Source organism: Micromonospora sp. NBC_00330 (assembly GCF_036136635.1).
Lineage (GTDB): Bacteria > Actinomycetota > Actinomycetes > Mycobacteriales > Micromonosporaceae > Micromonospora > Micromonospora salmantinae.
This window is the reverse complement of the sequence record NZ_CP108012.1, coordinates 2243475-2269341: the sequence shown is the minus strand read 5'-3', so window position 1 is coordinate 2269341 and position 25867 is coordinate 2243475. Positions and strand designations below refer to the sequence as shown.

Below are 25867 nucleotides of genomic sequence, written 5' to 3'. Positions count from 1 at the left end.
TGCATCGAGTGTCCTTTCGCAACGGTTCGAGCACTCTCCCGGAGGGCTTCCGTCTCGGCCGGCGGCAATCTGTAGGTTGTCTTCTTGACGAGCGACTGACGTGAAGCTAAGTTTCAGCCACCCGGACTGAGAGGCGTCTATGCAGACCCGACTCGTTACCGCGACCGCCCTGGCAGCCACACTGGCGGCCACCCTCGCTTCCCTGCCTGCCCAGGCCACCACGCCGGTGCGCCCACCGACCGCCGAGCACGGCTGGGTCACGTCGACGCTGCGACACATGAGCCTGGAGCAGAAGGTCGGACAACTCTTCGCCACCTACGTCTATGGCGGTGACGCCACGGACCCCAGCTCCGCGGACCGGACCGCGAACCTCGCCGCCTTCGGTGTGGAGACACCGGCCGAGGTGATCGAGCGATACCACCTGGGCGGCGTCTGCTACTTCTCCTGGTCGCACAACCTGGACAGCCCCCGGCAGATCGCGACCCTCTCCAATGGACTCCAGAGGGCTGCCCGTGGCGACGGGGCAAAAGGCAGGGTGCCGCTGCTCATCTCCACCGACCAGGAGCAGGGCGCGGTGGTGCGAATGCCCTCCCCCGCCGCCCAGTTCCCTGGGTCGATGGCGCTGGGCGCGGGGCGGTCGCCCCGGGCCGCCCGGACGGCGGCGGAGGTCACCGGACGCGAGCTGCGCGCCGTCGGCATCCAACAGCCGTACGCGCCGATCGCCGACGTCAACGTCAACCCGGGCAACCCGGTGATCGGCGTGCGGTCCTTCGGCGCCGACCCCACCCTCGTGGCCGACCTCACCGCCGCCCAGGTCACCGGCTTCCAGGACCGGGCCGGGGTGACCGCCGTGGCGAAGCACTTCCCCGGGCACGGCGACACGGCCACCGACAGCCACACCGGTCTCCCGGTGATCAACCACAGCCGCGCCGAGTGGGATCGGATCGACGCGCCGCCGTTCGAGCGTGCCATCCGCGCCGGTGTCGACACGATCATGACCGCGCACATCGTGGTCCCGGCGCTGGACCCGTCCGGCGACCCCGCGACCCTGTCGCCGACGATCCTCACCGGCGTGCTGCGTGGTGAGCTCGGTTTCCGGGGCGTCATCGTCACCGACGCGCTGAACATGGCTGGCGTGCGGGCGAAGTACGGCGACGAGCGGGTGCCCGTACTGGCGCTCAAGGCCGGCGCCGACCAGCTCCTGATGCCGCCGAATCTCGCGCTGGCGCGGGACGCGGTGCTGCGGGCCGTCGCCACCGGCGAGCTCACCGAGCGTCGGATCGACGAGTCGGTCCGGCGCATCCTCGGCGTGAAGTATCGCCAGGGACTCGCCCGCTCGCCGCTGGTCGACGTCGAGAAGGCCGTCCGGACCGTCGGCGCTCCGGAGCACCTCGCCGCCGTCACCCAGGTCACCGACCCGACGATCACCGCCGTCCGCAACGACGCCGGAGTGCTGCCCCTGCCCCACGCCGACCGGTCGGTCCTGATCACCGGCTGGGACAGCGCCGCCTTCGCCCCGGTCGCGACGGTCGCCGCCGGATTCACCACGCATGGTGCCCGCGTCACCGCCCGACCGGCGACCCTGCCCTCCGACGCGACGATCACCGCCACGGCGAGCCAGGCCGCCGAGCACGACCTCACCGTCGTGCTCGTGAACAAGGCGTGGGACACCGCCGTCACCGACCCGCGAGCCACCCAGCAGCGCCTCGTCGCGGCGCTGCTGGGCACCGGGAAACCCGTTGTCGTCGTGGCCGTCCGCGACCCGTACGACATCGCGTACCTGCCGGGCGTCACCACCTACCTGGCGACGTACTCGTACACCCGCGCGGCGATGGACGCCCTCGTCCGCGCGCTGCACGGCGAACTGTCCCCGAGCGGACGGCTGCCCGTCACGATCCCCACGGCCGAGGGGGCAGGCTCCGTGCTCTACCCCTACGGCCACGGCCTGAGCTGGTAGGAGGCAAGCATGCAGCGGAGGAATTTCCTGGTCGGCGCGGTCGGTGCGGGCGCGCTGGGGGCGGGGACGCTCGGTGTCGCACCGGCGGCGGCCGACTCCCGTGACCGTCGGGTCCGCACCGGCCTCGACGAGCTGGTGTCGTCCGGGTTCGCCGACCTCGCCGGTCAGCGCGTGGGCGTCATCTCCAACCCGACCGGCGTCGATGCGTCCTACCGGCATCTCGTCGACCTGATGCACGGCTCCGGTCGGGTGCAACTGGTCGCGGCGTTCGGCCCCGAGCACGGCTTCCGCGGCTCCGCCCAGGCCGGTGGCAGCGAGGGAACCGGCGTCGACGCCCGCACCGGCATCCCGGTGTACGACGCGTACGGCGCCTCGCAGGCCCGGTGGGAAGCGATGTTCACCGAGGCCGAGGTGGACACCGTGGTCTTCGACATCCAGGACGTCGGAGTCCGCTTCTACACCTACATCTGGACGATGTACACCTCGATGGTCGCCGCGGCCCGGGTCGGCAGACGCTACGTCGTGCTGGACCGGCCCAACCCGATCGGCGGGCGGGCCTACGGGCCGATGATGACCAGCCCGTACACCTCGGGCGTGGGTCTCAAGGAGATCATTCAGCAGCACGGGATGACCGTCGGAGAGCTGGCCCGGTTCTTCAACGCCACGTTCCTGCCGGCCGAGGCGGGACGACCGGTCGACCTGCACGTGGTGCGGTGCCGGCACTGGAAGCGCGACGCCCTCGCCGCCGACACCGGCGTGCCCTGGGTGATGCCCAGCCCGAACATGCCCACCCCGGACACCGCTCTGGTCTACCCGGGCACCGGGCTGTTCGAGGGTGTCGCCTCGATCACCGAAGGGCGCGGCACGTGCCGCCCGTTCGAACTGATCGGCGGGCTGGCGACGGACTTCGACCACCACTGGGGTGACCGGCTCAACGCCCGGAACCTGCCCGGGGTCGAGTTCCGCGAGGCGTACTTCTCGCCGACCTCGGCCGGGCAGAAGCCGGACCTGCTCAACAAGCTCTGCGCCGGCGTCGAGGTCAAGGTCGTCGACCCGGCGGTGTACGACCCGATCCGCACCGGCGTGGCCATGCTGGTGGAGGCGCACAGGTACCCGGCGTTCGCCTGGCGACGCGACTCGTGGGACACCGTGCGCCCGTACTGGATCGACAAGCTCACCGGGTCGCCGCGACTGCGGACCCAGATCGACGCCGGAGCTGACGTGGACGACGTCGTCGGCGCCTGGGCCGAGGAGTTGGCCACCTTCAACCGGCGTCGCCGGCCCTACCTGCTCTACTGAGGAGTTCGGTGATGACCAGGTCGACCCGTCGTCCGCTCCGCTCACTCGCGCTCGGCCTGGCTCTGATGATCCTGAGCACGGTGCTGCCCACCACCGGGGCGGTCGCCGCGACACCGACGTCCGGTCCGCCGACCGTCACCCCCGCGGACATCCAGTTCCGTCACGACACGTTGCGGCGTGGCAGCGCCCGCCAGGTCGGACTGCTCCCCGACCAGGTGGATCGCCTGCCCGCCGACCTGGCGGCGTATCTCCAGCCGACCCCGGAGCACCCCGGCTACCCGGCGTACGCCGGCGCGGTGGTCCTGGCCGCCAAGGACGGCGTGATCGTTGAGCACGCCGCCGTGGGCAGCGCGGTGAAGTACTCCGCGGTGGGGCCGCCGCCCGACCTGGTCGGTGTGGAACTCCCCGCCGACCAGCAGATCCCGACCCGGCGCGACACCATCTTCGACCTGGCGTCGGTGTCGAAACTGTTCACCACGATCGTCGCCATGCAGCAGGTGGAGCGGGGACGGGTGGAGCTGGACACACCGGTCGCCCGGTACGTCCCGGAGTTCGCCGCCGGCGGCAAGGCGGCGGTCACCGTGCGGATGCTGCTCACCCACACATCGGGTCTGCCCGCGTTCACACCACTGTGGAGCAGGTACCCGACACCGGCCGAGCGATTCGCCGCCGCGCTCGCCACGCCGCTCACCACCGGGGCAACGCCCGGTAGCCAGTATGTCTACTCCGACCTGGGGCTGATCGCGCTGGGCGTCCTGCTGGAGCGGGTAACCGCTCGGCCGTTGGCCGACCTGGTTCGCGACGGCGTGACCGGGCCGCTGGGCATGACCGACACGGGCTACAACCCGGGCCCGGAGCGGCGGTCGCGGATCGCCGCGACCGAATACCAGCCGTACGCCGGACGCGGCATGGTGTGGGGTGAGGTGCACGACGAGAACGCGTGGTCGCTCGGCGGGGTGGCCGGGCACGCCGGGGTCTTCTCCACGGCCGCGGACCTGGCCGTGCTCTGCCAGTCACTGCTCAACGGCGGCGAATACCGCGGCCGGCGGATCCTGCGCTCGGAAACGGTGCGCGCGATGCTGGTCAATCACAACGCGCTGCTCGAGTCGGCCTACCCGGAGAGCGACCGCGGGCTCGGCTTCGAGCTGAACAAGCACTGGTACATGATGGGGCTCTCCTCTCCCGTGGCCTTCGGGCACACCGGCTTCACCGGAACGTCGATCGTCATCGACCCGCTTTCCCACTCGTTCGTCGTCATGCTCAGCAACCGGGTGCACCCGGACCGGGGCTGGGGCAGCAACAACGTCGCCCGACGGGCCGTCGCGCGTGACCTCGCGGAGGCGATGCCGGTACGGCCGCGCTCGGCCAGCGCCTGGCGGGCCGACCCACGCGACTCCGCGACGAGCACGCTCACGGCGCCGCTGCGTCGGCCCGGCCGTGGCGCGGCGGCGAGCTTCCTGCTCTGGTACGACACCGAGCCCCGCTTCGACAGCGCGCGATTCGAGGTTTCCACCGACGGTGGTCAGACATGGGCGTCGGCGGCGATGCAGCTCCGCGACGCCGCCCGCCGGTGGAGCGCCGACGGTACGGTCACCGGCTACGGGGGTCGGGTGTGGTGGCAGGTCACGGTGGCGCTGCCCGATCAGGCCACCCACCTGCGGTTCAGCAGCAGCACCGACGGCTCCGGCCAGGGGCGTGGTGTCTACGTCGACCGGGTCGTAGCGGCGGACCGGCACGGCATGCTGTTCTCCGGCGAGGGTGCCGACGCCTCCCGGTTCGTCGCCGACGGGTGGTCACCGGCGCGGAGCTGAGACGGTACGGGCCCGAGAGCAATTTGACCCTCGACCGGGTTGAGGCCGGACCATCGGCGACATGACCGACCAAGCGACTGCCGACCCGACCATGACGCGCATCATCGAGGCCGTGCAGCTCGGCCAGAGCGGCGCACCTGCCCGAGCCCGCGAGCTGCTCACCGCGTTGTGGGACGAGCTCGGCCCCACCGGTGACGCCCTGCACCGCTGCACCCTGGCGCACTACCTCGCCGACCTGCAGGACACCACCGAGGCGGAGTTGACCTGGGACGAACGGGCCCTGGCCGCCGTGTCCGACCTGACCGACGAACGCGCCCAGCGGTATCTGTCCTCGCTCCAGGTCCAGGCGTTCCTGCCGTCGCTGTATCTCAACCTGGCCGACTGCCACCGGCGCCTCGGTAACGTCGGCCCGGCCCGGGAGCACCTCGACCGAGCCCGCGAGCACCTGGAGCGGCTACCGGCCGACCCGTACGGCGAGAGCATCCGCGCCGCTGTCCGGGACTTCGTCGAGGACGATCCCACCGACCGCCGGCGGTAGCGGTCGGGCGGACGGGTCACCGATCCTGGCGAGCGACGCCCGTGCGGTATTCCTGCGGCGAAAGTCCGTAGTGGGCACGGAAGAGGCGGCTGAAGTGGGCCTTGTCCGGGAAACCCCAACGGGCGGCGATGGCATGGATCGGCTGCCGCAGCAGCGGGTTGCCGAGATCACGCCGGCACTTCTCGAGGCGCTTGGCGCGGATGAGTTCGGCAAGCGTCGTCGCCTCCGCCTCGAACAGGCGGTGCAGCGACCGCGGCGAGATGTGGTGGGCGGCGGCGACGCTGCGAGGGCTGAGCTCGTCACTGTCGAGGTGGCGGTCGATGAAATCGACGACCCGGGCCCGCAGTGCGGTCTGCCGCGCCTCCGGTGACAGGGTTCCCTCGATGTCGAGGTACTGGGCGAGCGCGGCAGTGAGCAGGTCCACCGCCACCCCGCCCAGGATCTCGGCCTGGGCCGGCTCGAACTGCTCCGGGTGCGCCGCGATGCTGCGCAGGTGATGGGCCAACAGCCCGCCGACGCCGACGTGCGACGGCATCGGCGTGGCCAGCAGGCGGCGGAGCCGGTCCGGTGCCAGGGGCAGCGCCGCGTGCGGTATCTGCACGGTGATGGAGGTGGCGGGACCGGGGCCGTCCGCGCGATGGCGGGCAACGTGTGGCCGTGCGGTGTCCAAGAGCGTGAAATGGTTCGCGGCGTCCAGCGTGGACTCGGTGCGGTCCTGTATCAAGGTGCTGCGACCCGTCAGTGGTAGCGCGAGTTGATACACGTCCCCCTCGGCTCGGCGGACCAGTTTCGTGGGCCGGATCGAGTCCAGCGACGGGTAGCGCAGCGAGGTCATCCGAATACGGCCGAGATCGATGGCCTGCGCGTAGGCCACGAAGTTGTCCAGGTGGCTGCTGCTGATGTGCGCCGGGGCTGTCTCCTGGGCGACCAGGGCGTACCAGAACGCGAACCGGTCCGCCGGGGGCAACACAGTCGTGTCCACCACAAGGTTGGGCAACACTCCGTTCGCCTCCCCCCACGTGCAAGGATGGATTCTTGCATGCCTCGACTTTCTTTACCCATGACCGCATTCCCATGCCCGGTGCTGCCCGGCGGGTTGGCGAATGTCGGCGGTGACCGGCGCCGACCTGCGGGAGGCAGCCGACGAGATGACCCGGGTGCTGCTGCCACACCGGGAACGCGACTGGTCGGTGCCGGCCGGCTCGCTGAGCTGGAGCTGCTGGACCACCTCGGCGCACGTCGCGCACGACCTTCTCGCGTACGCGGGCCAGGTCACCGGCCGCCCGGACGACGGCTATCTGCCGTACGACCTGCGGGTCTCCCTCGACGCGAGCCCGACGCAGGTGCTCACCGTGGTGCGGGCCTGCGCCGGGCTGCTCGCCGCCGCCGTCGACGCCGCCCCGCCGGACGCGCGGGCCTGGCACTTCGGTCCGTGCGATCCGGTCGGTTTCGCCGCCATGGGCGTGGCCGAGACCGTGCTGCACACCCACGACGTCACCCTCGGTCTCGGTGTGCCGTGGCAGCCGCCGCAGCGGCTGAGCGCGCTGGTGCTGAGGCGGCTCTTCCCGGACGCCCCGGCCGGGGCGGCACCCGAGGTGCTGCTCTGGATGACCGGCCGCGGTGAGCTGCCCGGCCGGGCCCGGCGCACTTCCTGGAGCTGGCGGGCCGCAGTCGACTGACTCGCACCAGCATCGAGGCCGGCAGCAGACGTTCGGACCTGTTCGGATCCGTTCGCGACGGGTTCGGACGGTCGGCGCGGGGAGGTGTCGAAGAGTGCTGCCCGGCTACCCGGCGTGCAGCGAGTGCCGGTGGCCGTCGAGCGGGAAGGGCGGTCGGGCGGGCAGCACCTCCTGGAACACGAAGCCGCACTTCTGCGCCACCCGGCAGGACGCGACGTTGTCCACCTGGTGCAGCAGGTCGAGACGCGCCACCTCGGGGAACCGGTCGAACGCCCAGCGGCTCAGCGCGGTGACCGCGCGAGGGGCGACGCCGCGGCCGCGTGCCCACGACGCCGTCCAGTAGCCGACCTCCGGGGCCGGGCGCTCCGGGGTGACCCCCTTGAGCACCACGTTGCCCACCAGCCGGACGCCGTCGGCCTGCTCCTCGATGACGGCGAAGGTGTACCGCCGGCCGTCGGCCCAGTCGCGCAGCGCGCCTTCCAGCCACCGTCGTGCCTCGGCGGCGGTGGTGACCGGGGCTCTGGTCCAGCGGCGCAGGACGGGATCCCGGTACGCCTGCACCAGCTCATCCAGGTCGTCGGCGCACCACTGACGCAGGGCGACACCCGGCGTCGAGAGCATCTCGGGCGACAGCGATTCGATCAGCATCGGCACAGTCTGCCGTGGCAGTGGCCGGGGGTCAGCCCCGTCGGCGCCACCGCCGCCACCAACTACGGCGGGGCCGGCGCGCCGGGGGCAGAACGGCCGCCGCTGCTGCGACGGTCGTCGTGACCTTGGGCCGGGCCCGTTCGGTGCGCCAACGGCGGACCACGTCCTCGGTGTTCACCGGGCGTACCGCGACCCGGGGGCCGTCGTCGGGGAAGCGCAGCCACGCCACGATCTGCGCGTTCAACTGCCCCACGAAGTCGCGGACGGACTGTTCGGTGGGCAGGTCACGGACCTCGTCGGGGACCTGCTCGATGCGTCGGCGCAGTTGCAGCGACGTGGGCAGGAGCAGGTCGCTGGGGAGAGCTTCGCGCTCCAGGAAGCTCTTGATCCACCACGCCTCGTCGTACGGCGCCCCCCGACCCGGGATCGGCTTGCCCATGCCGGGCAGGTCGTCGAACTCGCCGCGCTGAACGGCATCCTGGATCTTCGCCTCCACTGACGCTTCCCACGCCTCGGTCACCGTGCGGCACCTCCCTGGCCACCGTAACGCGCCGCCTCCGGCCGGCGACACGCACTTGCCAGGGGTCAGCACGCCCGCGACGGTGAGCATTCCCGCCGACGGCGCCGCCGTCGCACCGAACGCGAGTGGATCACCCAGGATCGCAGGCCACGGCCTGTCAGGTGGCCCTGGGTTGGGACGTTCATCCCGATTACGGTCGGTGTGGGGACTACCGAACGGGGAAACGTCGTGGTGAGTACTGGTGCACTGCTGGGCATCGCGCTGGTGGCGTTGGGCCTGGTGCTCACGCCCGGCCCGAACATGGTCTACCTGGTGTCCCGCTCGGTGGCGCAGGGCCGCCGGGCTGGGCTGATCTCGCTGCTCGGGGTGGCCGCCGGCTTCGGCGTCTACCTGGCGGCGGCGGTCGCCGGCCTGGCCACCGTCTTCGTCCTGGTGCCGACGCTGTACGCGGTGGTGAAGCTGGCCGGCGCCGGCTACCTGCTGTGGCTGGCCTGGCGGACGCTGCGTCCGGGTGGGCACTCGCCGTTCCGGCCCGCGCCGCTGCCGCCGGACCCGCCCCGGCGGCTGTTCACAATGGGTCTGGTCACCAACCTGCTGAACCCGAAGATCGCGATCCTCTACGTGTCGCTGCTGCCGCAGTTCATCGACCCGACGCGGGGACACCTGGCCACGCAGAGCCTGCTGCTCGGTCTGACCCAGATCGTCGTGGCGCTGAGCGTGAACGCGCTGATCGTGCTCAGCGCCGGCTCGCTGGCCGGGTTCTTCGCCCGCCGGCCGGTGTGGCTGCGGGTGCAGCGGTGGGTGACCGGCACCGCGCTCGCGGCGCTGGCCGTGCGCATCGCCGCCGACCGCTCGCGCGCGGCCGTCGCCACGCCCTGACCCGGGCGGTCACCGCCCCCGGTGGCGGCCGAGCATCCCGGCGGCCAGCGGCGCGGCGTCCAGGTCACCGGCGGCGAGCCGGGCGGCGAGGGTACGGCGTACCAGCCGGTCGGCCAACGCGGGCGCGTGCCGGCCGACGGCCATCTCCACCCGGCCGCGTGCGGTGGTCGCCACGTCCCGGGGCGCCCGCCGGGCAGTGGCGGTGCGCAGGATCGCCGCGACCACCCCTTCGACGGGCTCGGGGCGCGACACCCCTTGCAGGGACAGCCCGGCCTCGGCGGTGCTGTCGTGGATCGGTGAGGCGACCATGCTCGGGTAGACGACGCTGACACCGACGTGGGTGCCGACCTCGTGGCGCAGCGCGTCGGCGTAGGCGACCAGGGCCCGTTTGCTCACCCCGTACGCGGCGGCGAGCGGGAGGGGCAGCACCGCCATCCGGCTGGCCACGAAGATCACCCGTCCGTGTGCGGTGAGCAGCGGGGGCAGCGCGGCGGCGGTGGTGCGCCACGCGGCGAGCAGGTTGACCTCCAGTTGCCGGCGGACCACCTCGTCGGGCGGCAACTCGGCCGGCGCGGGACCACCGACCCCGGCGTTGTTGATCAGCAGGTCGAGCCCGCCGAGCCGGTCGACGGCGGCCCGCACCGCCGCCGGTACGGCGTCCGGGTCGGTCAGGTCACAGCCCAGCACCGGCACGTCGTCGTCGGGACGGGCGTGCAGGTCGAGCCCCACCACCCGGGCGCCGGCGGCGCTCAGCGCGGCGCCGAGGTGGCGGCCGAAGGTTCCGCTCGCCCCGGTGACCAGCACCCGCCGACCGGCAAGTGTTCGGCCGCTCACCGGGGTGCCCCAACCGAGGGCGCCGTGCCGGAGCGGGCGCGGCGGGTGCCGGCGGTCAACTCCCGGGCCAGCTCGGCCAGGTAGACGTCGAAGTCCACCCGCATCGCCGGGCGGCGCTGACCCCAACGGGCGGTCGCAGCGCGCAGTTCGGCCCGGCACGCGGCGCGCTGCCGCTCCGGGTCCGGCAGCGCGTACCGGCCGGCGAGGTGCGCCGCGATCAGCTTGGCCTGCGCCTCGACCAGGGGGAACGCGGAGCCGGTGGACTGCATCAGCCCGACGAAGCTCAGCCCGGGGGCGTCGGGGTGGAACACGTGCCGGTACAACGGCAGGGTGTCGGCGCCTCCGGCGAGCAACGCCGGGTCGAGGAACGGGACGTCCACCCGGTAGCCGGTGCACCAGATGATCAGATCGACGCTGTCGCTGCGGCCGTCGGTGAACTCCACCCGGTCGCCGTCGAGGGCGGCGACGCCGGGCCGGGCCTCGACGTCACCGTGGGTCAGCCGCGACAGCAACCCGTCGGAGAGCGTCGGGTGGTCCTGCAGGAAACCGTGCGTTGGCGCGGGCAGCCCGTAGCGGGTGGGGTTGCCGACGGTGGCGCTCAGCATCGTCTGACTGATGCGTTGGCGCAGACGCCACGGCAGCCGGCGGGCCAACGCCCCGTTGAGGGTGTCCGAGGGGCGACCCAGCAGGTACTTCGGCACCACCCAGACGCCCCGGCGCAGCGACAGCAGGGTGCGGGTGGCGGCGTACGAGGCGTCGACGGCGATGTCCATCGCGGAGTTGCCGCCGCCGACGACGAGGACCCGCCGGCCGGCCAACTGCTCCGGGCCCCGGTAGTCGTGGCTGTGGATCTGCTCTGCGGTGCACTCGCCGGGGTAGCCGGGGTCGGGCAGCCGGGGCACCCGGTTGTGTCCGTTGGCGACGACCACGGCGTCGACGGTGACCTCGACCGGGCCGGTCGGGCCGCTGGCGGCCACCGTCCAGGTGCCGTCGGGGTGCTGGGTGACCCGTTCGACGGTGTGGCGCAGCCGGATGGTGTCGGTCAGACCGAAGCGCGTGGCGTAGTCGGCGAGGTAGCCGGCGACGCGACGGTGATCGGGGTAGTCCGGCCAGTCGGTGGGCATCGGGTGGTCGGCGAACTGGGTGCGACCACGGCTGGTGTTGAGGTGCAGCGTGCGGTACGCGGGCGAGTCGGGTGCCCCGTACACCCAGAGGCCGCCGACCTGCTCGGCGGCCTCGAAGCCCACAGTTGGCACGTCGGCGTCGCGTAGTGCCTTGACCGCGGCGAGCCCGGCGGCGCCGGCCCCGATCACCGCCACCCGCTGTGGTACGCCCATTGCCGCCCCCATTAATCCAACGTCCGATGGATAATCGTCGCGCGGAGGCGGCCCGTCAAGGGGTCGGCGATCCGTACAGCCCGTCGAGCAGGCGATGCACGAACGCCCGGAACTCGCGCCGTTCCCGAGCCCCGGGCGCGCCCGCGGCCAGCGCCACCACGTGCCCGTGCGTCGCCCACACCAGACTCCGCACTGTGATGTGCGGGGTCGGCTCGGCGAGGGCGCCGGTCGCCGCGGCGGCGGTGAGTAGCTCCGCGACCAGCCGGTACAACGGGTCGGCGTAGCGCTGATCCAGCTCGGCGTGCCGCTGCGGTTCCAACCAGCGGCGCAGCCACAGCGCTGTGGTCTCGGGGCGGTCCTCCAGGAAGTCGACGAAGGCGTCGACCAGCTCGTGCAGGGCCCGTCGCGCCGCGTCCGGACCCGCGTCGAGGGCGGCGCGGGCCTGCTCGGCGGCCTCGGTCAGCACGTCCCGCTCGGCGGCGAACACCCTGGCGAAGCACGCGTCGTAGAGCGCCGCCTTCGTACCCGTGTGGTGCGCGACAGTGGCGACGTCGACCCCGGCGGCGGCGGCGACCTCCCGCAGCCCGACGGCGTCGAAGCCCCGCTCGGCGAAGAGCGCGGTCGCCGCGGTGAGCACCACCTCGCGGGTCGGCCGGGTCTCGTCGCGGCGGGGCCGACCCGGGCGGCGGCGGGGCATGGTCATGGCCGCCATTCTGCCCCTAGAATCCAGCAACCGTTGGATTGCGGAGAGGATGCGGCGATGACCGGGCTGGACCGGCGGCCCGCGGCCGCCACCGACGCGACGCTGCCACGCGGGCCCCTGGCGGGCTTCGCGGCCGGCTCGCTCGGTATGGGTGTCTGGGTGACAGTGCCCGGCCTGCTGCTGCTCTACTTCCTCACCGACGTGCTGGCCGTCGGGCCGTGGCTGGCCGGCCTGGCGCTGCTGCTGCCGAAGATCGCCGACGTGCTGCTGCACCCCTGGGTGGGGCACCGCGCCGACGTCGAGCAGACCCGACGCGGCGACCGTCGTCGCCTGCTGCTGCTCGGCTGCGCCCTGCCGGTCGCGTTCGCCGCGCTCTTCGCGGTGCCCGGCGGCCTGACCGGCGCGCCGGCGGCGGCGTGGGTGGCGGTGTTCTTCATCGCCGGCAACCTGCTCTTCGCCGCCTACCAGGTCCCCTACCTGTCCACCCCGGCCGACCTGCGCATCGGCTACCACGAACGCACTCGGCTGATGGCGTTCCGGATGGTGGTGCTCACCCTGGGCATCCTGGCCTCCGGGCTGCTGGCCCCGCTGCTCACCGGCGGCGACGCCGCGACGCGGGACGGCTACCAGCGGATGGGCGTGGTCCTGGCGGTGGGGATGCTGGTGGCCATGCTGGTCGGTGTCGCCGGCATCGCCCGGCTGCGCGGTTCCGCGCCGCCCAGCACCGCGTCCGGGCACGGCGGGTGGCGGGCGTTGCGCACGGCGCTGCGCGATCCGCAGTTCCGGTGGCTGGTCGCCGCGTACCTGGCGATGTCCACCACCACCCACCTGGTGCTCGCCGGGGTGCCCTACTACGCCGAGTACGAGCTGCGCGCCCCCGGCCTGACCACGGTGCTGGTGGCCGCGTTCGTGGCGCCGGCGTTGCTGGTCACCCCGGCCTGGCTGGTGGTGGCCCGACGCGTCGGCAAGCAGCGGGCGCTGCTCGGCGCGCAGGGCGCGTTCGCGACCGGCTCGGTGGTGCTGGCGGTGGGCAGGCCGGCCGGCCTGCCGGTGCTGGTCGCCGCGGTGGCGGTGCTCGGGGTGGCGTTCGCCGGCATGCAGTTGCTGCCGTTCTCGATGCTGCCCGACGTGATCCGCGCCGCCAGCAACGCCGGCAGCACCGGAGCCGGCACCTACACCGGGGTGTGGACGGCCACCGAGGCCACCGGCGCGGCCCTGGGCCCGTACGCGTACGCGCTGTGCCTGACGGTGGGTGGTTTCGTGGCCTCGACGGCCGGTGAGTCGCCGACGCAGCCGGACGCCGCGCTCGCGGCGGTCCGCTACGGCTTCGGGTTGCTGCCGGCGGTGGCGATGCTCGCGGCGCTGCTGCTGCAACGTCGCTACACCCTGGACGCGACGGCCCGGGCGGCGAGCTGATCGGCCGGCACTAGACTTCGCCCTCGATGGACGCCCAGCCCAGCACCGCCGAAACCCGCCCGTGCGCCCACTGTGGAGCGCCCGTCCCGCAGCGCGTCGGCGCGGGTCGACCGTTTCGCTACTGCCGCGACAACGACGGCGCCTGCCAGCGTGCCTCCCGCAACAGCCGGATGCGGCACCGCAACGCCCCCGGTCTGCCCGGGCAGGTCGCCCGCACCTGGGAGGCGGTGGACCGACTCGACCAGATCGTCGAGACGTTGACCGAGTCGCTGCACGCCGAGTTGTCCCCGGTGGGTGTGCAGCGCCAGCTCGCGCAGGTCCGCGCGGAGGCCGCCACCGAGATCGCGGCGGCGCAGACCGAACGCGACGAGGCCCGCGACGACGCCGAGACCGCGGCGGCCGACGCGGCGCGCGCCCGCGAGCAGGCCCGCGAGGCCCGCGCCGAGGCCGACGACGCCCGCCAGCGCGCCGAGCTGGCGCACCGGCAGGCCGACACCGCCGACGAGCGGGCGCGGCACGCCGAGGCCGCCCGCGACCAGGCCCGCCACGACGCCAGCGCCGCCGAGGCGCTGCGTGCCCAGGCCGAGCGCGACCGCGACCAGGCCCGCGCCGAGGCGCGGGACCTGCGCACGGAACGCGACGCCGAACGGCAGCGGGTGGCCGACCTGAGCGTGGAACGCGACGCGCTGCGCGCCGAGGCCGAACGGGCCGGCCGGGCCGCCGCCGAAGCGACCGAACGGGCCGGTCGGTGGCAGGCCGAGGTGCAGGACGTCCGCCGCCAGATCGAGCAGTCCCGCGCCGACGCGGCGCGGACCCGCGCCGAGGCCGCCGACGCCGCCCGGGCGCGCGAGCAGGCCGACCGGGCCCGCGACCGCGCCGACGTCGCCGCCCGGCAGGCCGACGACGCCCGGCAGGAGGCCGCGGAGCTGGCCGCGCGGCTGCGCGCGGAGGTGGCGGCCCTGGCCGCCCAGCGCGACACGCTCACCGCCGAGCTGACAGTGGCCCGGCAGGCCGCGGCGACCGCCGAGGGTCACCGCACCGCCCTGACGGTACGACTCGACGCCGCAGAGACCGACCGGGACCTGGCCCAGCGGCGGGTGGCGCAGCTCGGCGACCAGGTCAGTGACCTGGCGTTGGCGCTGGCCCGCCTCGGCGCCGCCGCTCCCGGGGACGCCACCTGATGATCGTGGCGCAACCTTCGGTAGGCTCGGGCGGTTAACCTCCCCGGTGGCAGCGGACACACACCGTTGTCCCGACCCGCCTGGGGATCACCTCACCGGGTGAGCGTCCCGGCCGGCTACCCTTGGTCCCGGCCCACCCGTCGACGCCTCACGCCCTCGGGCGGGAATGGCTCGACGGGGACGCACCGTTACACCCAGAAGACCAGCACCACGAACGAGGGGAAGTCGATCATGGGCGAGCGTATGCTGCGCGGAAGCCGCCTTGGCGCGGTGAGCTACGAATCCGACCGCAACACGGAGCTCGCGCCGCGTCAGACCCGCGAGTACCTCTGCGCCAAGGGCCACCAGTTCGAGGTGCCGTTCGCCGTCGACGCCGAGGTCCCGATGACCTGGGAATGCAAGTTCGACGGCAGCGTCGCCCGACTCGTCGACGGCAACGAGCCGGAGCAGAAGAAGGCCAAGCCGCCGCGTACCCACTGGGACATGCTTCTGGAGCGGCGTTCCATCGCCGAGTTGGAGGACATCCTGGAGGAGCGCCTGCAGGAGGTTCGGACCCGCCGCGGCCGCGCCTGAGCCGCACGACGCGCGATGACGGCGCCCCCGGGGTTTCCCCCGGGGGCGCCGTCATGTCTGCCTTGAGCGCGGTAGGTGGCCTGGTCTCAGTGCCGGCCGGGCTCGACGATCTCGCCCTCGATGGCCCGACCGCCGTCGACCACCACCGGCTGTTCCGGCTGTGCAGTCGGTTGCGGGGTGGGTTGCGGCGCACCTTGACGCACCCGCACCGTACGGGGCCCGAACAGGTCACCGGCGACCATCGACGACACCCGCCGCTCGGTGGCGCGGCGCACCCCGGCGCGGGCCAGTCGACGCACCGGCGGCACCAGCAGCAGCAACCCGACCAGCCCGCTGACCAGGCCGGGCACCGCCAGCAACAGCGCGCCGGCCAACCCGACGAGCCCGTCGGTCACCTGACCGCCCGGGGGTTGCCCGGCCGCCGCCGCGGCGCGGAAACCACGCCAGGCGCGCATCCCCTCGCGGCGCAGCAGCACCAACCCCAGCAGGGACGCGGCGAACACCAGCAACACCGCCGCGCCGAACCCCAGCGCCCGTCCCACGCCGACGAACACCGCCAGCTCCAGCACCACCGCCAGCAACAGGGCCAACGGTACGAACCTCAGTCCTCGGCGCATCTCACCTCATCGCCATTCCTGCGGACACCACTGACGTGTTCCGCTCATCCAGCATGACACGCCCGCGCGCACGGCCACCGCGCCTGACCCGCTCACGGCCACCGTGCCTGGCCGGTGGCGGTGCCGTGCAGGCCCCGGCGTACCGCCTGGCGCCGGTCGCGCACCCCCCAGGCGGTGATCCGCCACAGCGCCTCGGCCACGATCTTCGGGCTCATCTTGCTGTCGCCGCGTTCCCGCTCGGCGAAGGTGATCGGCACCTCCACGATCCGCACCCCGGCCCGGTGCGCCAGCCGCGACAGCTCCACCTGGAACGAGTAGCCCTGCGAGGTCACCGACTCCAGGTCGATGGCGTCCAACGCGCTGATCCGGTACACCCGGTAACCGCCGGTGGCGTCCGAGACGGGCATGCCCAGCGCCAGGCGCGCATACAGGTTGCCGCCACGCGACAGCAACAGCCGCCGCAGCGGCCAGTTGACCACCCGCGCGCCCCTGGTCCACCGGGAGCCGATCACCACGTCGGCGTCGCGGGCGGCGTCCAGCAGCGCCGGCAGGTCCTCCGGGGCGTGCGAACCGTCCGCGTCCATCTCCACGACCGCCTGGTAGCCGCGCTCGCGCGCCCACCCGAACCCGGCCAGGTACGCCGCGCCGAGGCCCTGCTTGCCCTGGCGGTGCAGCACCTGCACGTGCGCGTCGCCGTCGGCGAGGGCGTCGGCGATCGCGCCGGTGCCGTCGGGGCTGTTGTCGTCGGCGATGAGGATCTGCACCGCCGGGGCGGCCCGCCGGACCCGGCCCACGATCACGGCGATGTTGTCGGCCTCGTTGTAGGTGGGGATCACCACCAGCACCCGGCCCACCCCGGGCACCTCGTCCGCGCGTCGGATCGTATCGGTCGCCTGGATCACGGTTCCTCCGCTCCCGCCGGCGTACCGGCTGTTGCTATCCGGGCCTGACCCGTTGCCGCCGGCGCAGCACCGCCGCGCCGACCAGGGCCGCCGCGGCCAGCGCGGCGAGCGCCACCTCGGGCCACCAGCCGAGGCGGGTGGCGAGGGTGCGTCCGTCGTCGAGCCGCAACTGCCGCACCACGACCTCCCGGGTGTTGAACCCGGTGGCATCGCTTACCCGCCCGTCGGGTGCGACGAACCCGGACACCCCGACCGTGGAGGCCATCAACGCCGGCCGTCCGTGCTCCACCGCCCGCAGCCGCACCATGGCCATCTGCTGGCGGGCCTCCGCCACGTCGAAGGTGGCGTTGTTGGTCTGCACCACCAGCAGTTGCGCGCCGCCGGTGACGGTGTCGCGGACCACCTCGTCGTAGGCGACCTCGAAGCAGATCACGTCACCGAGCACTGTGGGGCCGGCACGTACCACGCCCGGGGTGCTTCCGGGCACGAAGTCACTGCGGATCAGGTCGACCTTCTTGCTGACCATCCGGGCCACGTCGCGCAGCGGCACGTACTCGGCGAACGGCACCGGGTGGCGTTTCGTGTACAGCTGCTCGAGGTCCGGGCCGGTGCCGGGTCGCCACAGGATGCCCGCGTTGCGGACCTGCCCGGCGTCGGGGCCCAGCAGGACCGCGCCAACCAGGATCGGCGCGCCGACGGTGTCGGCGGCCTGGGAGATCCGCGCACCGGCGGTGGGGTTGCGCAGCGGGTCGATGTCGCTGGAGTTCTCCGGCCACACCACCAGGTCGGGTCGCCGCTGCTGCCCGGCGGCGACCCGCTCGGCCAGTTCGATGGTGGCGTCGACGTGGTTGTTGAGCACCGCCTGCCGTTGGGCGTTGAAGTCCAGGCCCAGCCGCGGCACGTTGCCCTGCACGATCGCCACGGTGACGGTGTCACCGGACCCGGCGGTGGCGACCGGCACCAGCAGAGCCCCGACGGTCAGCGCGACGGCCACGACGGCCGGTACGACCACCGGCGTCCACCGCCACCCCGGCGCACCCCCGCCGCGTGCAGGGCCGTCCAGCGGGCCCTCAGCGCCCGGCGCGGCGTCGCCCGGCGTGGTGGTGGGCTCAGGGCGCCGGGCGGTGACCCAGGCCTGCCAGACGGCGGTGACCAGCAACCCGCCGACGAGGGCCACGACGAAGGTGACCAACGGGGCGCCGCCCAGCGCGGCCAGCCGCAGCAGCGGTGAGCTGTCCTGGCTGAACGCCAACCGCCCCCACGGGAACCCGCCGAACGGGGTGCGGTCGCGCAGCGCCTCCTGCCCGACCCAGAGCAGCCCGGTCAGCGCCGGCCACGCCCAGCGGGCGCGGTCGACCAGCGGCGACACCCAGGCGGTGGCCGCGCCCAGCAACGCCAGGTAGCCGGCCTGCAGCAGCGACAGCAGCACCCACGGCAGGTAGCCGGTGTGCAGGTTCGTCCAGGCCAGCAGCGGGGCGAACAACGCCACCCCGGTCAGGAAGCCCAGGCCGGCACCGGCGCGCAACCGCCGCCGGTGCGCGGCGGCGGCCAGCAACGCCACCCCGACCGGCGCGAGCGGCCACACCCCGTACGGGGGAAACGCCACCAGCAGGGCCAGCCCGGCGGCCACGGCCAGGGGCACGGCGACCCTCAGCGGCAGCGGCCGACCGGGAACGACCGGCCGGGGCAGCGCCGCCGGGGTGTGCATCTCATCCCGGTCCAGGGTCGTCACCGCTTCACCTCGATCACGGGGCGAAGGTTACCTGGCTGGCGGGTTCACCGGCCGCGTCGGGCCGTCGGGCACGAACCGCCCGGCGGACATGAAATCGGGGCGCGGCTCGCGCCGCGCCCCGATGCTCCCAGGCCCTTCCCGGCCGGTGTGGCGAGGATGGGGCACGACGACCTTCGGACCGACCGGACGTGGACTGGCTGCCCCCGCCGGGCCGTTGTCTACTGGCCGTGCACCTCACCCTGCCCGTACACCGGTAACCGCGGCCGGTTCGCGCCGCCCCGCCGACCCCCGCCCGCTGGACCTGGCCGCCGCGACGATGACGCTCAAACATGTCGCTCGGCCAGCGGACGAAGGGACGAAGCGAACAACAGCCGCTTCCCGTGGTAGGACTCAAAGACGGTACGTGCCGACCCCCGTCGGTTGTCAACCCGCAGCCGGCCTGTCGTGTGTTGCGACACGGCGTGTCGGGTCGGCGAGTCTCAATGCGTCCGCAGATGCTGACGCAGCAGCGCCTGCGCGGCCGCCCGGTGCTCCTCGGCGAGCAGCCCTCCGGCGGCCAACACGTAGTCGGCGTCGACCACCGCCGCGGCGGCGCGCGGCAGCGCCCACCCGCCGGCGTGGTCGGCCAGGACCGCCGTCAACACCTGCCCGGACACGTCCGCCGGCGCGTGCCGCAGCACCCCACCGGAGCCCACCAGCATCCGCACGTCGCGCAGGTCCCGCCCGGCCCGCTCACCGGTGGCGGCGCCCCGGGCGTGCCGGCGCAGCGCCACCGTCGCGGCGAGGGTGGCGATGCGCCGGTCCACGGCCCGCTCGACGTCGTCGACGGCCAGGAACGCCGGGTCGGCCGCCCGGCGTGCCGCGGCGGCACCCAGGTCGTCGGCTTCGCCGGCGGTGAGCAGCCGCTCCTCCGCGGCGGCCCGCACCACCCCGGGGGCGCTCCACCGCATGCCCAGATCGCCCTCCACGGTGCGGGCCCGCCACAGGCTGCCGGCGACCTCCCGGCCCGGCCCGGTGGCCCGCTCGTCGGGCGTGAGCACCGAGTACACGTCGGTGGTGGCCCCACCCACGTCGACCACGGCCAGGTCACCGCCGAGGGTGTCGGCGAGCACCTCCACACCGGTGAGCACCGCGTCGGGGGTGGCCGCCCGCACCAACCGCGCGAACCGGGCACCCCTGGACAGTCGTTTACCACCGATGACGTGGCGCAGGAACACCGCCCGGATCGCCGCCCGCGCCGACGCCGGGGCGAGCACCCCGATGCGCGGCAGGACGTTGTCGGCGTCGGTGACCGGCACCCCGGCGTCACGCAGCAGCCCGGTCACCTGCTCGCGCACGTCGGCGTTGCCCGCGTACACCACGGGTCGGCGCCACCGGGCCCGGGCCAGGCGGGTGGCGTTGTGGGTGACAGTGTCGGCGTCGCCGCCGTCGGTGCCGCCCACGAGCAGCACCACGTCCGGGCGGGCCGCCCGCAACGCCGTCAGGTCGGCGGCGCCGAGCCGCCCGGCCGCGACGTGCACCACGTGCGCGCCGGCGGACAACCCGACCCGCCGGCCGGCCTGCGCGGTGACCAGCGGCTCGTAGCCGATCACGGCCAGGCGCAGCCCACCACCGGCCGACGAGCACACGTACCAGGGCACGTCGCGCACGCCGAGCCCTGCGGTGGCCGCCGCTACCGCCGCGTCCAGACCGTGCAGCACGTCGGTGCCCACAGTGGTGGGCGCCGACGCCGCGCCGGCCAGGACACCGGCGGCCAGGTCCACCACCGCCACCTTCGTGTACGTGGAACCGACGTCCGCGCAGACCGCCAGGGTCACGAGTTTCCCTGTTCGCGACCGCGGGGCTCGCAACCCCGGCTCACTCCTCGCTCACGCTGGCGGCGGGAACGACCACGGTGCCGGTCGCGGTGACCGCCACGATCGGCGGGTCGAGGACCTCCGCGGCGGACGCGGAGCGGTCCGGGCGACCCCGGCACACCACCGCGCAGCTCAGCTCCAGGGTGCGGCTGCGGGTGCCCACCCGCGACACCCGCGCGGTGACCTCGACCACGTCCCCGGCGTGGACGGGCGCGTGGAAACGCACGTCGGCGTACCCGGCGAACAGGCCCTCGTCGCCGTCGGTGCGGATGCACACCTCGGTGGCGACGTCGCCGAACAACCCGAGCGCGTACGCCCCGTCGACGAGGTTGCCGGCGTAGTGGGCGTGCGAGTACGGCACATACCGCCGGTGCGTCACCGTCAACCCGAGCCGTGCGTCGGTCATGCCATCGCCTTCCGTTGCGTGATCAGGGCGTGCACGAGGTAGCTGGCCACCTCGCCGGGCGTGGTGCCCCGACCGAAGATCCGGTCCACGCCCAACTCGTCGGTCATCGTCTCGTCGAAGCGGGGACCACCGACGATCAGCAGCGGACGCCGCCCCGCCGGCATCGCCTCCCGGAACGCCGCCGACATCTCCCGGGTGTTGTGCAGGTGCGCGTCGCGTTGGGTGACCACCTGCGACACGAGCACCGCGTCGGCCTTCTCCGCCCGGGCGGTCTCCACCAGCTCCGGCACGCTGACCTGCGCGCCCATGTTGGTGACCTTCAGCTCCCGGTAGTACTCCAGGCCCTTTTCCCCCGCGATGCCCTTGACGTTGAGGATCGCGTCGATGCCCACCGTGTGCGCGTCGGTGCCGATGCACGCCCCGACCACCGACAGCTTGCGCCGCAACCGCTGCTTGATCACCGTGTTGACGTCCTTCGCCGACAGCAGCGCGAAGTCCCGTTCCACCACCTGCACGGCGCCCAGGTCGACCAGGTGGTTGGCCCGCCCGTAGACGACGAAGAACGTGAACCCGTCGCCCATCGGCTTGGCGTGCACCACCATCGCCGGGTCGATGCCCATCTTGTTGGCCAACTGCACCGCCGCGCCCTCGGCGCGCTTGTCGTGGGTCACCGGCAGGGTGAACGACACCTGCACCATGCCGTCACCGGTGGTGTCCCCGTACGGGCGCACGATCTGCTTCTCCCCGCTCACGCGGCGGCCTCCAGGATGTCGGTGGCCGGGTTGCAGTAGTCGGCCTCGTGCGCGGCGACCCCGGACAGTCCCTTGCCGCGATCCGCGGGCCGCTTCATGATCCCGAAGGTGCCCTCGGCGATCGCCGTGAGCAGCGTCTGCTCCCCGATGCGGTCCAGCAGGTCCAGTGCCTCACCGAGGACCTGGTTGGCGCGGCGGCGGATGAACCCGCCCGGCGCCGGCACGAAGTCCTCGTGCAACCCACCGGCCGCGCCGAGGACGTAACGCACGTTCTGCAGGGCGATGTCCCGGTCGGACAACCACGGCGTCACCACCGCCTCGGTCATCATCCCCACCAGCAGGATGCCCTGACCGGTCAGCGCGCCGGCCAGGTTGAAGAACCCGTCGAGCAGGTTGCCCCGGAACACGTCACCGGTCATGTGCTTCGTCGGCGGCATCCACTTCAACGGCGCATCGGGGAACAACTCGCGGGCCAGCAACGCGTGCGCCAACTCCAACCGGAACGACTCCGGCACCTCCGGGTTGATCTCGAACGCGTGCCCCAACCCCAACTGCCAGTCCGCCAACCCCGCCTCGTGGGCGAAGAACTCGTTGAGCAGCTGCGACACCGTCACCGTGTGCGCCTCGTCGACAGCGTCGGCGGTGGTCAGGTAGTTGTCCTCACCGGTGTTGATGATGATCCCGGCGCGGGCGTGCACCTGCCGGGAGAACCGCTGGTCGACGAACGTGCGCACCGGGTTGATGTCACGGAACAGGATCCCGTACATCGAGTCGTTCAACATCATGTCGAGGCGTTCCAACCCGGCCAGCGTCGCCATCTCCGGCATGCACAGCCCGGACGCGTAGTTGGTCAACCGCACGTAGCGGCCCACCTCCTTCGACGACTCGTCCAACGCCGCGCGCATCAGCCGGAAGTTCTCCTGGGTGGCGTACGTGCCGGCGAACCCCTCCCGGGTCGCGCCCTCGGGCACGTAGTCCAGCAACGACTGCCCGGTGGAGCGGATCACCGCGATCACGTCAGCGCCGGCGCGCGCCGCCGCCTGCGCCTGCGGAATGTCCTCGTAGATGTCACCGGTGGCGACGATCAGGTAGATCCACGGCCGCTGCGCCGGGTCGCCGTGACGCTTCACCAGCCGGTCCCGCTCGGCGCGCCGCCGGTCGATGCGCCGAATGCCCGCGCCGACGGCCTTGCGCGCCGCCGACCGGGCCGCCGTGGCCGCCCGCCCGGTGGGCTGGGTGAACCGCACCGACCCGGCCGCGGCCTTCTGCGCCAGCAACGTCACGTCGGTGCTGCCCTCGCGGACCAGGGCGTCGAACACCGGCACCGCCACCCCGTGACCCAACCCGACGTCCGCGGCAACCGCGTCGACGAGCCGGTTCACCCACGGAATGCCGTCCGGGTCGGCGCCGGTCACCCCGGCCAACCGCAGGACCGCCCGTTCCACCGACACCGTGGTGTGGCTGCGCGCCAGGTCCACCACCGGCTGCCCGGCCCGACGCGCCAACTCCCGGGCCCGCGCCACCAGCACCGGATCAAGATCAAGCTTCCCGGTCATGATGACCCTTCCTCGTAGATGACCTCACCGCGCAGCACCAGACGCCGGCACACCGGCAGCGGCGTCGGGTCGTCCGGACCCCGCGCCTCCGGGTCCTCGGCCTGCAACACCGGCAGACCCCGCTCCACCCCCGCCGGCGTCGACCACACCGCGAACGTCGCCGGCGCGCCCAACGCCAGGACCCCCTCGACGTCCAGGTGCACCGCCCGCCACCCGCCCCGGGTGTGCGCCGCGAACGCCGAGCGCACACTCATCCGCTGCGCCGGGTTGTGGTGCGCCACCGCCGCCCGCACCGACCCCCACGGGTCCAGCGGCGTCACCGGCGAATCCGACCCGAACGCCAACGCCACCCCCACCGAGTGCATCGCACCCATCGGGTTCGACTCCAACGACCGGTCCAACCCCAGCCGCGTCTCGTACATCCGGCCCGCGCCACCCCACAACCGGTCGAACGCCGGCTGCATGCTCGCCACCACCCCGTACTCCACGAACCGCGCGATCAACGCCTTGCTCATGATCTCCGCGTGTTCGATGCGGTGCCGGGCCGCGCGCAACCGCTCCACCCCCAGCGTCCGCGCCGCCGCCGCGAACCCGTCCAGGACGGTGCCGATCGCCGCGTCACCGATGGCGTGGAAACCGCCCTGCATGCCGTGCGCCGCGCAGTCCAACAGGTGATCGCGCACCTGCTCGACCGACAGGTACCCGTGCCCGCAGCCGTCACCGTCGCCGTACGGCTGCGACACGTGCGCCGTGCGTGAGCCCAACGCCCCGTCGGCGAACAGGTCCCCACCGGCGCCGACCGCGCCCAACTCCCGGGCCCGCGCCGCGCCACCCAACTCACCCCAGTACCCGTACACCTCCGGCAACCCCGCGCCGGAGATGCCCAGCAGACCGGTGAAGTCCTCCTCGTCGGAGATCTCCGGGCCACCACACTCGTGCACCGCCGCGATCCCCAACGACGCCGCGTGGGCCAGGGCCACCCGCTGCGCCACGACCCGCTGCGCCCGACTCACCGACGCCTGCGCCGCCGCCCGCACCACGTGGTGCGCGTCGCGCCGCAACCAGCCCGACGCGTCGTACCCGGCCGCCTGCGCCGCCTGCGGGCACGCCGTCAGCAACGCCGACGACACCAACGCCGAGTGGATCGACGCCTGCGACAGGTACACCCGCCGACCACCGGCCGCCCGGTCCAGCGCCGCGGCGTCCGGCAACGTCGGGTCCGACCAACCCGACTCGTCCCAGCCGTGCCCCAGCACCACCGCGTCCGCCGGCAGACCCGCCGCGAACCGCGCCACCGCGTCGAGCAGCTGCCCCGCCGAGCGCACCCCGGACAACGCCAACCCGGACAACGCCAAACCGGTGCCGGTGGCGTGCACGTGCGCGTCGACGAACGCCGGCGTCACCAACGCCCCGCCCAGGTCCACCACCCGGTCGGCCGGCGGCGCGTCACCGTCGGTCCCCAACCAGGCAATCCGCCCACCGGACACCAGCAGCGCGGTGGCGCTCGGGTCGGCGGGACAGTGCAGCACGCCGCCGCGATACAACGTCGAGGGGTTCGTCATGACCTCAGTCTGCCGCGACCCGCGCCGCGAACAGCTGACGCACCCCCGGCTCGGACCGCAGCAGCCCCAGCGCCAACTCCGCGTGCCCCGGCACGTACCCGTTGCCCACCAGCATCGTCACGTCAGCGGCCAACCCCTCCGCGCCCAACGCGGCAGCGGAGAAGCTCGTCGCCATCGAGAAGAAGATCACTGTGCCGCCGTCCGCGGTGGCCAGCACCGCCCCGTGCTCACACCCCGGCACGTCCACGCAAACCACCGTCACGTCCGCCGGCGCACCCAGCGCGGTGGTCACCGCCGTGGACAACCCCACCGGGTCGCGCGCATCGGCCAACGCCACCACCGACGCCAGACCGGCGGCCGTCAGCGCGTCGTGCTCCGCCGCCACCGGCACCACCCCGACGGTACGCGCGGCGCCCGCCCGTCGCGCCGCCGCGAGTGACAGCGACCCGCTCTTACCCGCCCCACCGATCACCGCGACCCGCACCGGCGTCGGATCACCGCTACGCCGACGGTCCTCGACGTAGCGCGACACCACCCGGGCGGTCAGCGCGGGCGCCCCGCACACGTCCAGCACGGCCAGGGACAACTGCGGGTCCTCGTCGTCGGGCAGCACCGCCGCGATGGAGCGCGCGAACAGGATCGCCCACCCGTCACACGGCACCTGCTCGCTGCGCCCGTCCCAACGGGCCAACCCATCGGTGATCACCAAGGGCGTCAACGTCAACGACACCAGGGTCGCGACCCGCTGTCCCGCCCGAAGCCCCAGCGGGGACCGCCGACCGGCCTCCTCGACCGTGCCGATCAACATCCCGCCCGACCCGGTCACCGGGTTCTGCATCTTCCCCCGGGTCGCGATGATCTCCAGCACCTCGGCGCGGACCGCGTCACCGTTGCCGCCGTGCTTCTCCGACAACTGCCGGAAGCTCGCCGCGTCCAGGTTGAGCCGCTGCACCCGGATCCGCACCTCGTTCGGCGCGATCGCCGCCGACGTGTCCAGGCGCCAGGCCGCCTGCGGCAGCACCCCCGCCGGTTGCACGACGCGGTGCAGTCCCACCGGTGACGTCACGCCAACCTCCCCCTGCCAGCCGTCCGAAGCCCCGGTCAAGGCT

24 protein-coding genes are annotated in these 25867 nt (G+C 73.4%); 9 read left to right on the top strand and 15 right to left on the bottom strand.

Annotation, left to right across the window (positions count from 1 at the left end; genetic code table 11):
• Positions 1 to 139 precede the first annotated feature (139 nt).
• The 4 genes from OG598_RS09950 (at position 140) to OG598_RS09935 (ending at position 5605) form a co-directional block, all read left to right on the top strand.
• Complete coding sequence (locus tag OG598_RS09950; RefSeq protein ID WP_328654145.1) at positions 140 to 1957, top strand: glycoside hydrolase family 3 protein; 1818 nt, start codon at positions 140 to 142, stop codon at positions 1955 to 1957.
• Between the two features lie 9 nt (positions 1958 to 1966).
• Positions 1967 to 3256, top strand: a complete 1290-nt coding sequence (locus OG598_RS09945; protein WP_328654144.1) for an exo-beta-N-acetylmuramidase NamZ family protein — start codon at positions 1967 to 1969, stop codon at positions 3254 to 3256.
• An 11-nt stretch (positions 3257 to 3267) separates the two neighbouring features.
• Positions 3268 to 5067 (top strand): serine hydrolase, encoded by a 1800-nt coding sequence (locus tag OG598_RS09940; RefSeq protein WP_328654143.1) that lies wholly within the window; start codon positions 3268 to 3270, stop codon positions 5065 to 5067.
• A gap of 61 nt (positions 5068 to 5128) precedes the next feature.
• Entirely contained in the window at positions 5129 to 5605 is a 477-nt protein-coding gene (locus tag OG598_RS09935) for a hypothetical protein (protein ID WP_328654142.1), read from the top strand.
• A 16-nt stretch (positions 5606 to 5621) separates the two neighbouring features.
• On the opposite strand, the gene OG598_RS09930 is transcribed toward OG598_RS09935, so the two are convergent.
• Positions 5622 to 6605 carry a helix-turn-helix domain-containing protein gene (locus OG598_RS09930; RefSeq protein ID WP_328654141.1) on the bottom strand — a complete coding sequence of 328 codons (984 nt, stop codon included), beginning with the start codon at positions 6603 to 6605 and terminating at the stop codon, positions 5622 to 5624.
• A 103-nt stretch (positions 6606 to 6708) separates the two neighbouring features.
• Between OG598_RS09930 and OG598_RS09925 the strand changes: the two genes are divergently transcribed.
• On the top strand, positions 6709 to 7284 hold the full coding sequence (locus OG598_RS09925) for a maleylpyruvate isomerase N-terminal domain-containing protein (RefSeq protein WP_328654140.1): 576 nt from the start codon (positions 6709 to 6711) through the stop codon (positions 7282 to 7284).
• 105 nt (positions 7285 to 7389) lie between these two features.
• Here OG598_RS09925 and OG598_RS09920 read toward each other — a convergent pair whose 3' ends face one another.
• Both OG598_RS09920 and OG598_RS09915 read right to left on the bottom strand, forming a co-directional pair.
• Positions 7390 to 7932: a GNAT family N-acetyltransferase gene (locus tag OG598_RS09920; protein WP_328654139.1), complete on the bottom strand. Its 543-nt coding sequence runs from the start codon at positions 7930 to 7932 to the stop codon at positions 7390 to 7392.
• A gap of 31 nt (positions 7933 to 7963) precedes the next feature.
• On the bottom strand, positions 7964 to 8452 hold the full coding sequence (locus OG598_RS09915; protein ID WP_328654138.1) for a J-domain-containing protein: 489 nt from the start codon (positions 8450 to 8452) through the stop codon (positions 7964 to 7966).
• A 228-nt stretch (positions 8453 to 8680) separates the two neighbouring features.
• Between OG598_RS09915 and OG598_RS09910 the strand changes: the two genes are divergently transcribed.
• A complete protein-coding gene (locus tag OG598_RS09910; RefSeq protein WP_328654137.1) occupies positions 8681 to 9331 on the top strand; it encodes a LysE family translocator in 651 nt (216 codons plus the stop codon).
• 9 nt (positions 9332 to 9340) lie between these two features.
• Here OG598_RS09910 and OG598_RS09905 read toward each other — a convergent pair whose 3' ends face one another.
• From OG598_RS09905 to OG598_RS09895, 3 genes are read right to left on the bottom strand one after another with little or no spacing between them, the layout of a single operon-like run.
• Complete coding sequence (locus OG598_RS09905) at positions 9341 to 10165, bottom strand: SDR family NAD(P)-dependent oxidoreductase (RefSeq protein ID WP_328654136.1); 825 nt, start codon at positions 10163 to 10165, stop codon at positions 9341 to 9343.
• Positions 10162 to 11502 (bottom strand): flavin-containing monooxygenase, encoded by a 1341-nt coding sequence (locus OG598_RS09900; protein ID WP_328654135.1) that lies wholly within the window; start codon positions 11500 to 11502, stop codon positions 10162 to 10164. Before OG598_RS09900 ends, OG598_RS09905 begins: the two co-directional genes overlap by 4 nt.
• A 55-nt stretch (positions 11503 to 11557) precedes the next feature.
• A complete protein-coding gene (locus tag OG598_RS09895) occupies positions 11558 to 12205 on the bottom strand; it encodes a TetR/AcrR family transcriptional regulator (protein ID WP_328654134.1) in 648 nt (215 codons plus the stop codon).
• Positions 12206 to 12262: 57 nt separating this feature from the next.
• Between OG598_RS09895 and OG598_RS09890 the strand changes: the two genes are divergently transcribed.
• The 3 genes from OG598_RS09890 to OG598_RS09880 all read left to right on the top strand — a co-directional run bounded on the left by OG598_RS09890 (position 12263) and on the right by OG598_RS09880 (position 15375).
• Entirely contained in the window at positions 12263 to 13621 is a 1359-nt protein-coding gene (locus tag OG598_RS09890; protein ID WP_328654133.1) for an MFS transporter, read from the top strand.
• Positions 13622 to 13647: 26 nt separating this feature from the next.
• Positions 13648 to 14802 (top strand): hypothetical protein, encoded by a 1155-nt coding sequence (locus OG598_RS09885; protein ID WP_328654132.1) that lies wholly within the window; start codon positions 13648 to 13650, stop codon positions 14800 to 14802.
• A 231-nt stretch (positions 14803 to 15033) separates the two neighbouring features.
• Entirely contained in the window at positions 15034 to 15375 is a 342-nt protein-coding gene (locus OG598_RS09880; RefSeq protein WP_030489777.1) for an RNA polymerase-binding protein RbpA, read from the top strand.
• An 86-nt stretch (positions 15376 to 15461) separates the two neighbouring features.
• Here the strand turns inward: OG598_RS09880 and OG598_RS09875 are convergent, their stop codons facing one another.
• The 9 genes from OG598_RS09875 to OG598_RS09835 all read right to left on the bottom strand — a co-directional run bounded on the left by OG598_RS09875 (position 15462) and on the right by OG598_RS09835 (position 25812).
• The gene (locus tag OG598_RS09875) at positions 15462 to 15992 is read right to left on the bottom strand and encodes an FxsA family protein (protein WP_328654131.1); all 531 of its coding nucleotides are present in this window, start codon (positions 15990 to 15992) and stop codon (positions 15462 to 15464) included.
• A gap of 92 nt (positions 15993 to 16084) precedes the next feature.
• Positions 16085 to 16894 (bottom strand): polyprenol monophosphomannose synthase, encoded by an 810-nt coding sequence (locus tag OG598_RS09870; protein ID WP_328654130.1) that lies wholly within the window; start codon positions 16892 to 16894, stop codon positions 16085 to 16087.
• A gap of 34 nt (positions 16895 to 16928) precedes the next feature.
• Positions 16929 to 18602: an apolipoprotein N-acyltransferase gene (gene lnt, locus OG598_RS09865; protein WP_328655302.1), complete on the bottom strand. Its 1674-nt coding sequence runs from the start codon at positions 18600 to 18602 to the stop codon at positions 16929 to 16931.
• A 503-nt stretch (positions 18603 to 19105) separates the two neighbouring features.
• Positions 19106 to 20443, bottom strand: a complete 1338-nt coding sequence (locus tag OG598_RS09860; RefSeq protein ID WP_328654129.1) for a glutamate mutase L — start codon at positions 20441 to 20443, stop codon at positions 19106 to 19108.
• 40 nt (positions 20444 to 20483) lie between these two features.
• Positions 20484 to 20888, bottom strand: coding sequence for a hotdog domain-containing protein (locus OG598_RS09855; protein ID WP_328654128.1), 405 nt, complete (start codon positions 20886 to 20888; stop codon positions 20484 to 20486).
• A complete protein-coding gene (locus OG598_RS09850; RefSeq protein ID WP_328654127.1) occupies positions 20885 to 21640 on the bottom strand; it encodes an OAM dimerization domain-containing protein in 756 nt (251 codons plus the stop codon). The genes OG598_RS09855 and OG598_RS09850 overlap by 4 nt, the downstream gene beginning before the upstream one ends.
• A complete protein-coding gene (locus OG598_RS09845; protein ID WP_238681383.1) occupies positions 21637 to 23196 on the bottom strand; it encodes a lysine 5,6-aminomutase subunit alpha in 1560 nt (519 codons plus the stop codon). Before OG598_RS09845 ends, OG598_RS09850 begins: the two co-directional genes overlap by 4 nt.
• Positions 23193 to 24758 (bottom strand): amidohydrolase, encoded by a 1566-nt coding sequence (locus OG598_RS09840; RefSeq protein ID WP_328654126.1) that lies wholly within the window; start codon positions 24756 to 24758, stop codon positions 23193 to 23195. The genes OG598_RS09845 and OG598_RS09840 overlap by 4 nt, the downstream gene beginning before the upstream one ends.
• 4 nt (positions 24759 to 24762) lie before the next feature.
• The gene (locus OG598_RS09835; protein ID WP_328655301.1) at positions 24763 to 25812 is read right to left on the bottom strand and encodes a zinc-binding alcohol dehydrogenase; all 1050 of its coding nucleotides are present in this window, start codon (positions 25810 to 25812) and stop codon (positions 24763 to 24765) included.
• Positions 25813 to 25867 lie beyond the last annotated feature (55 nt).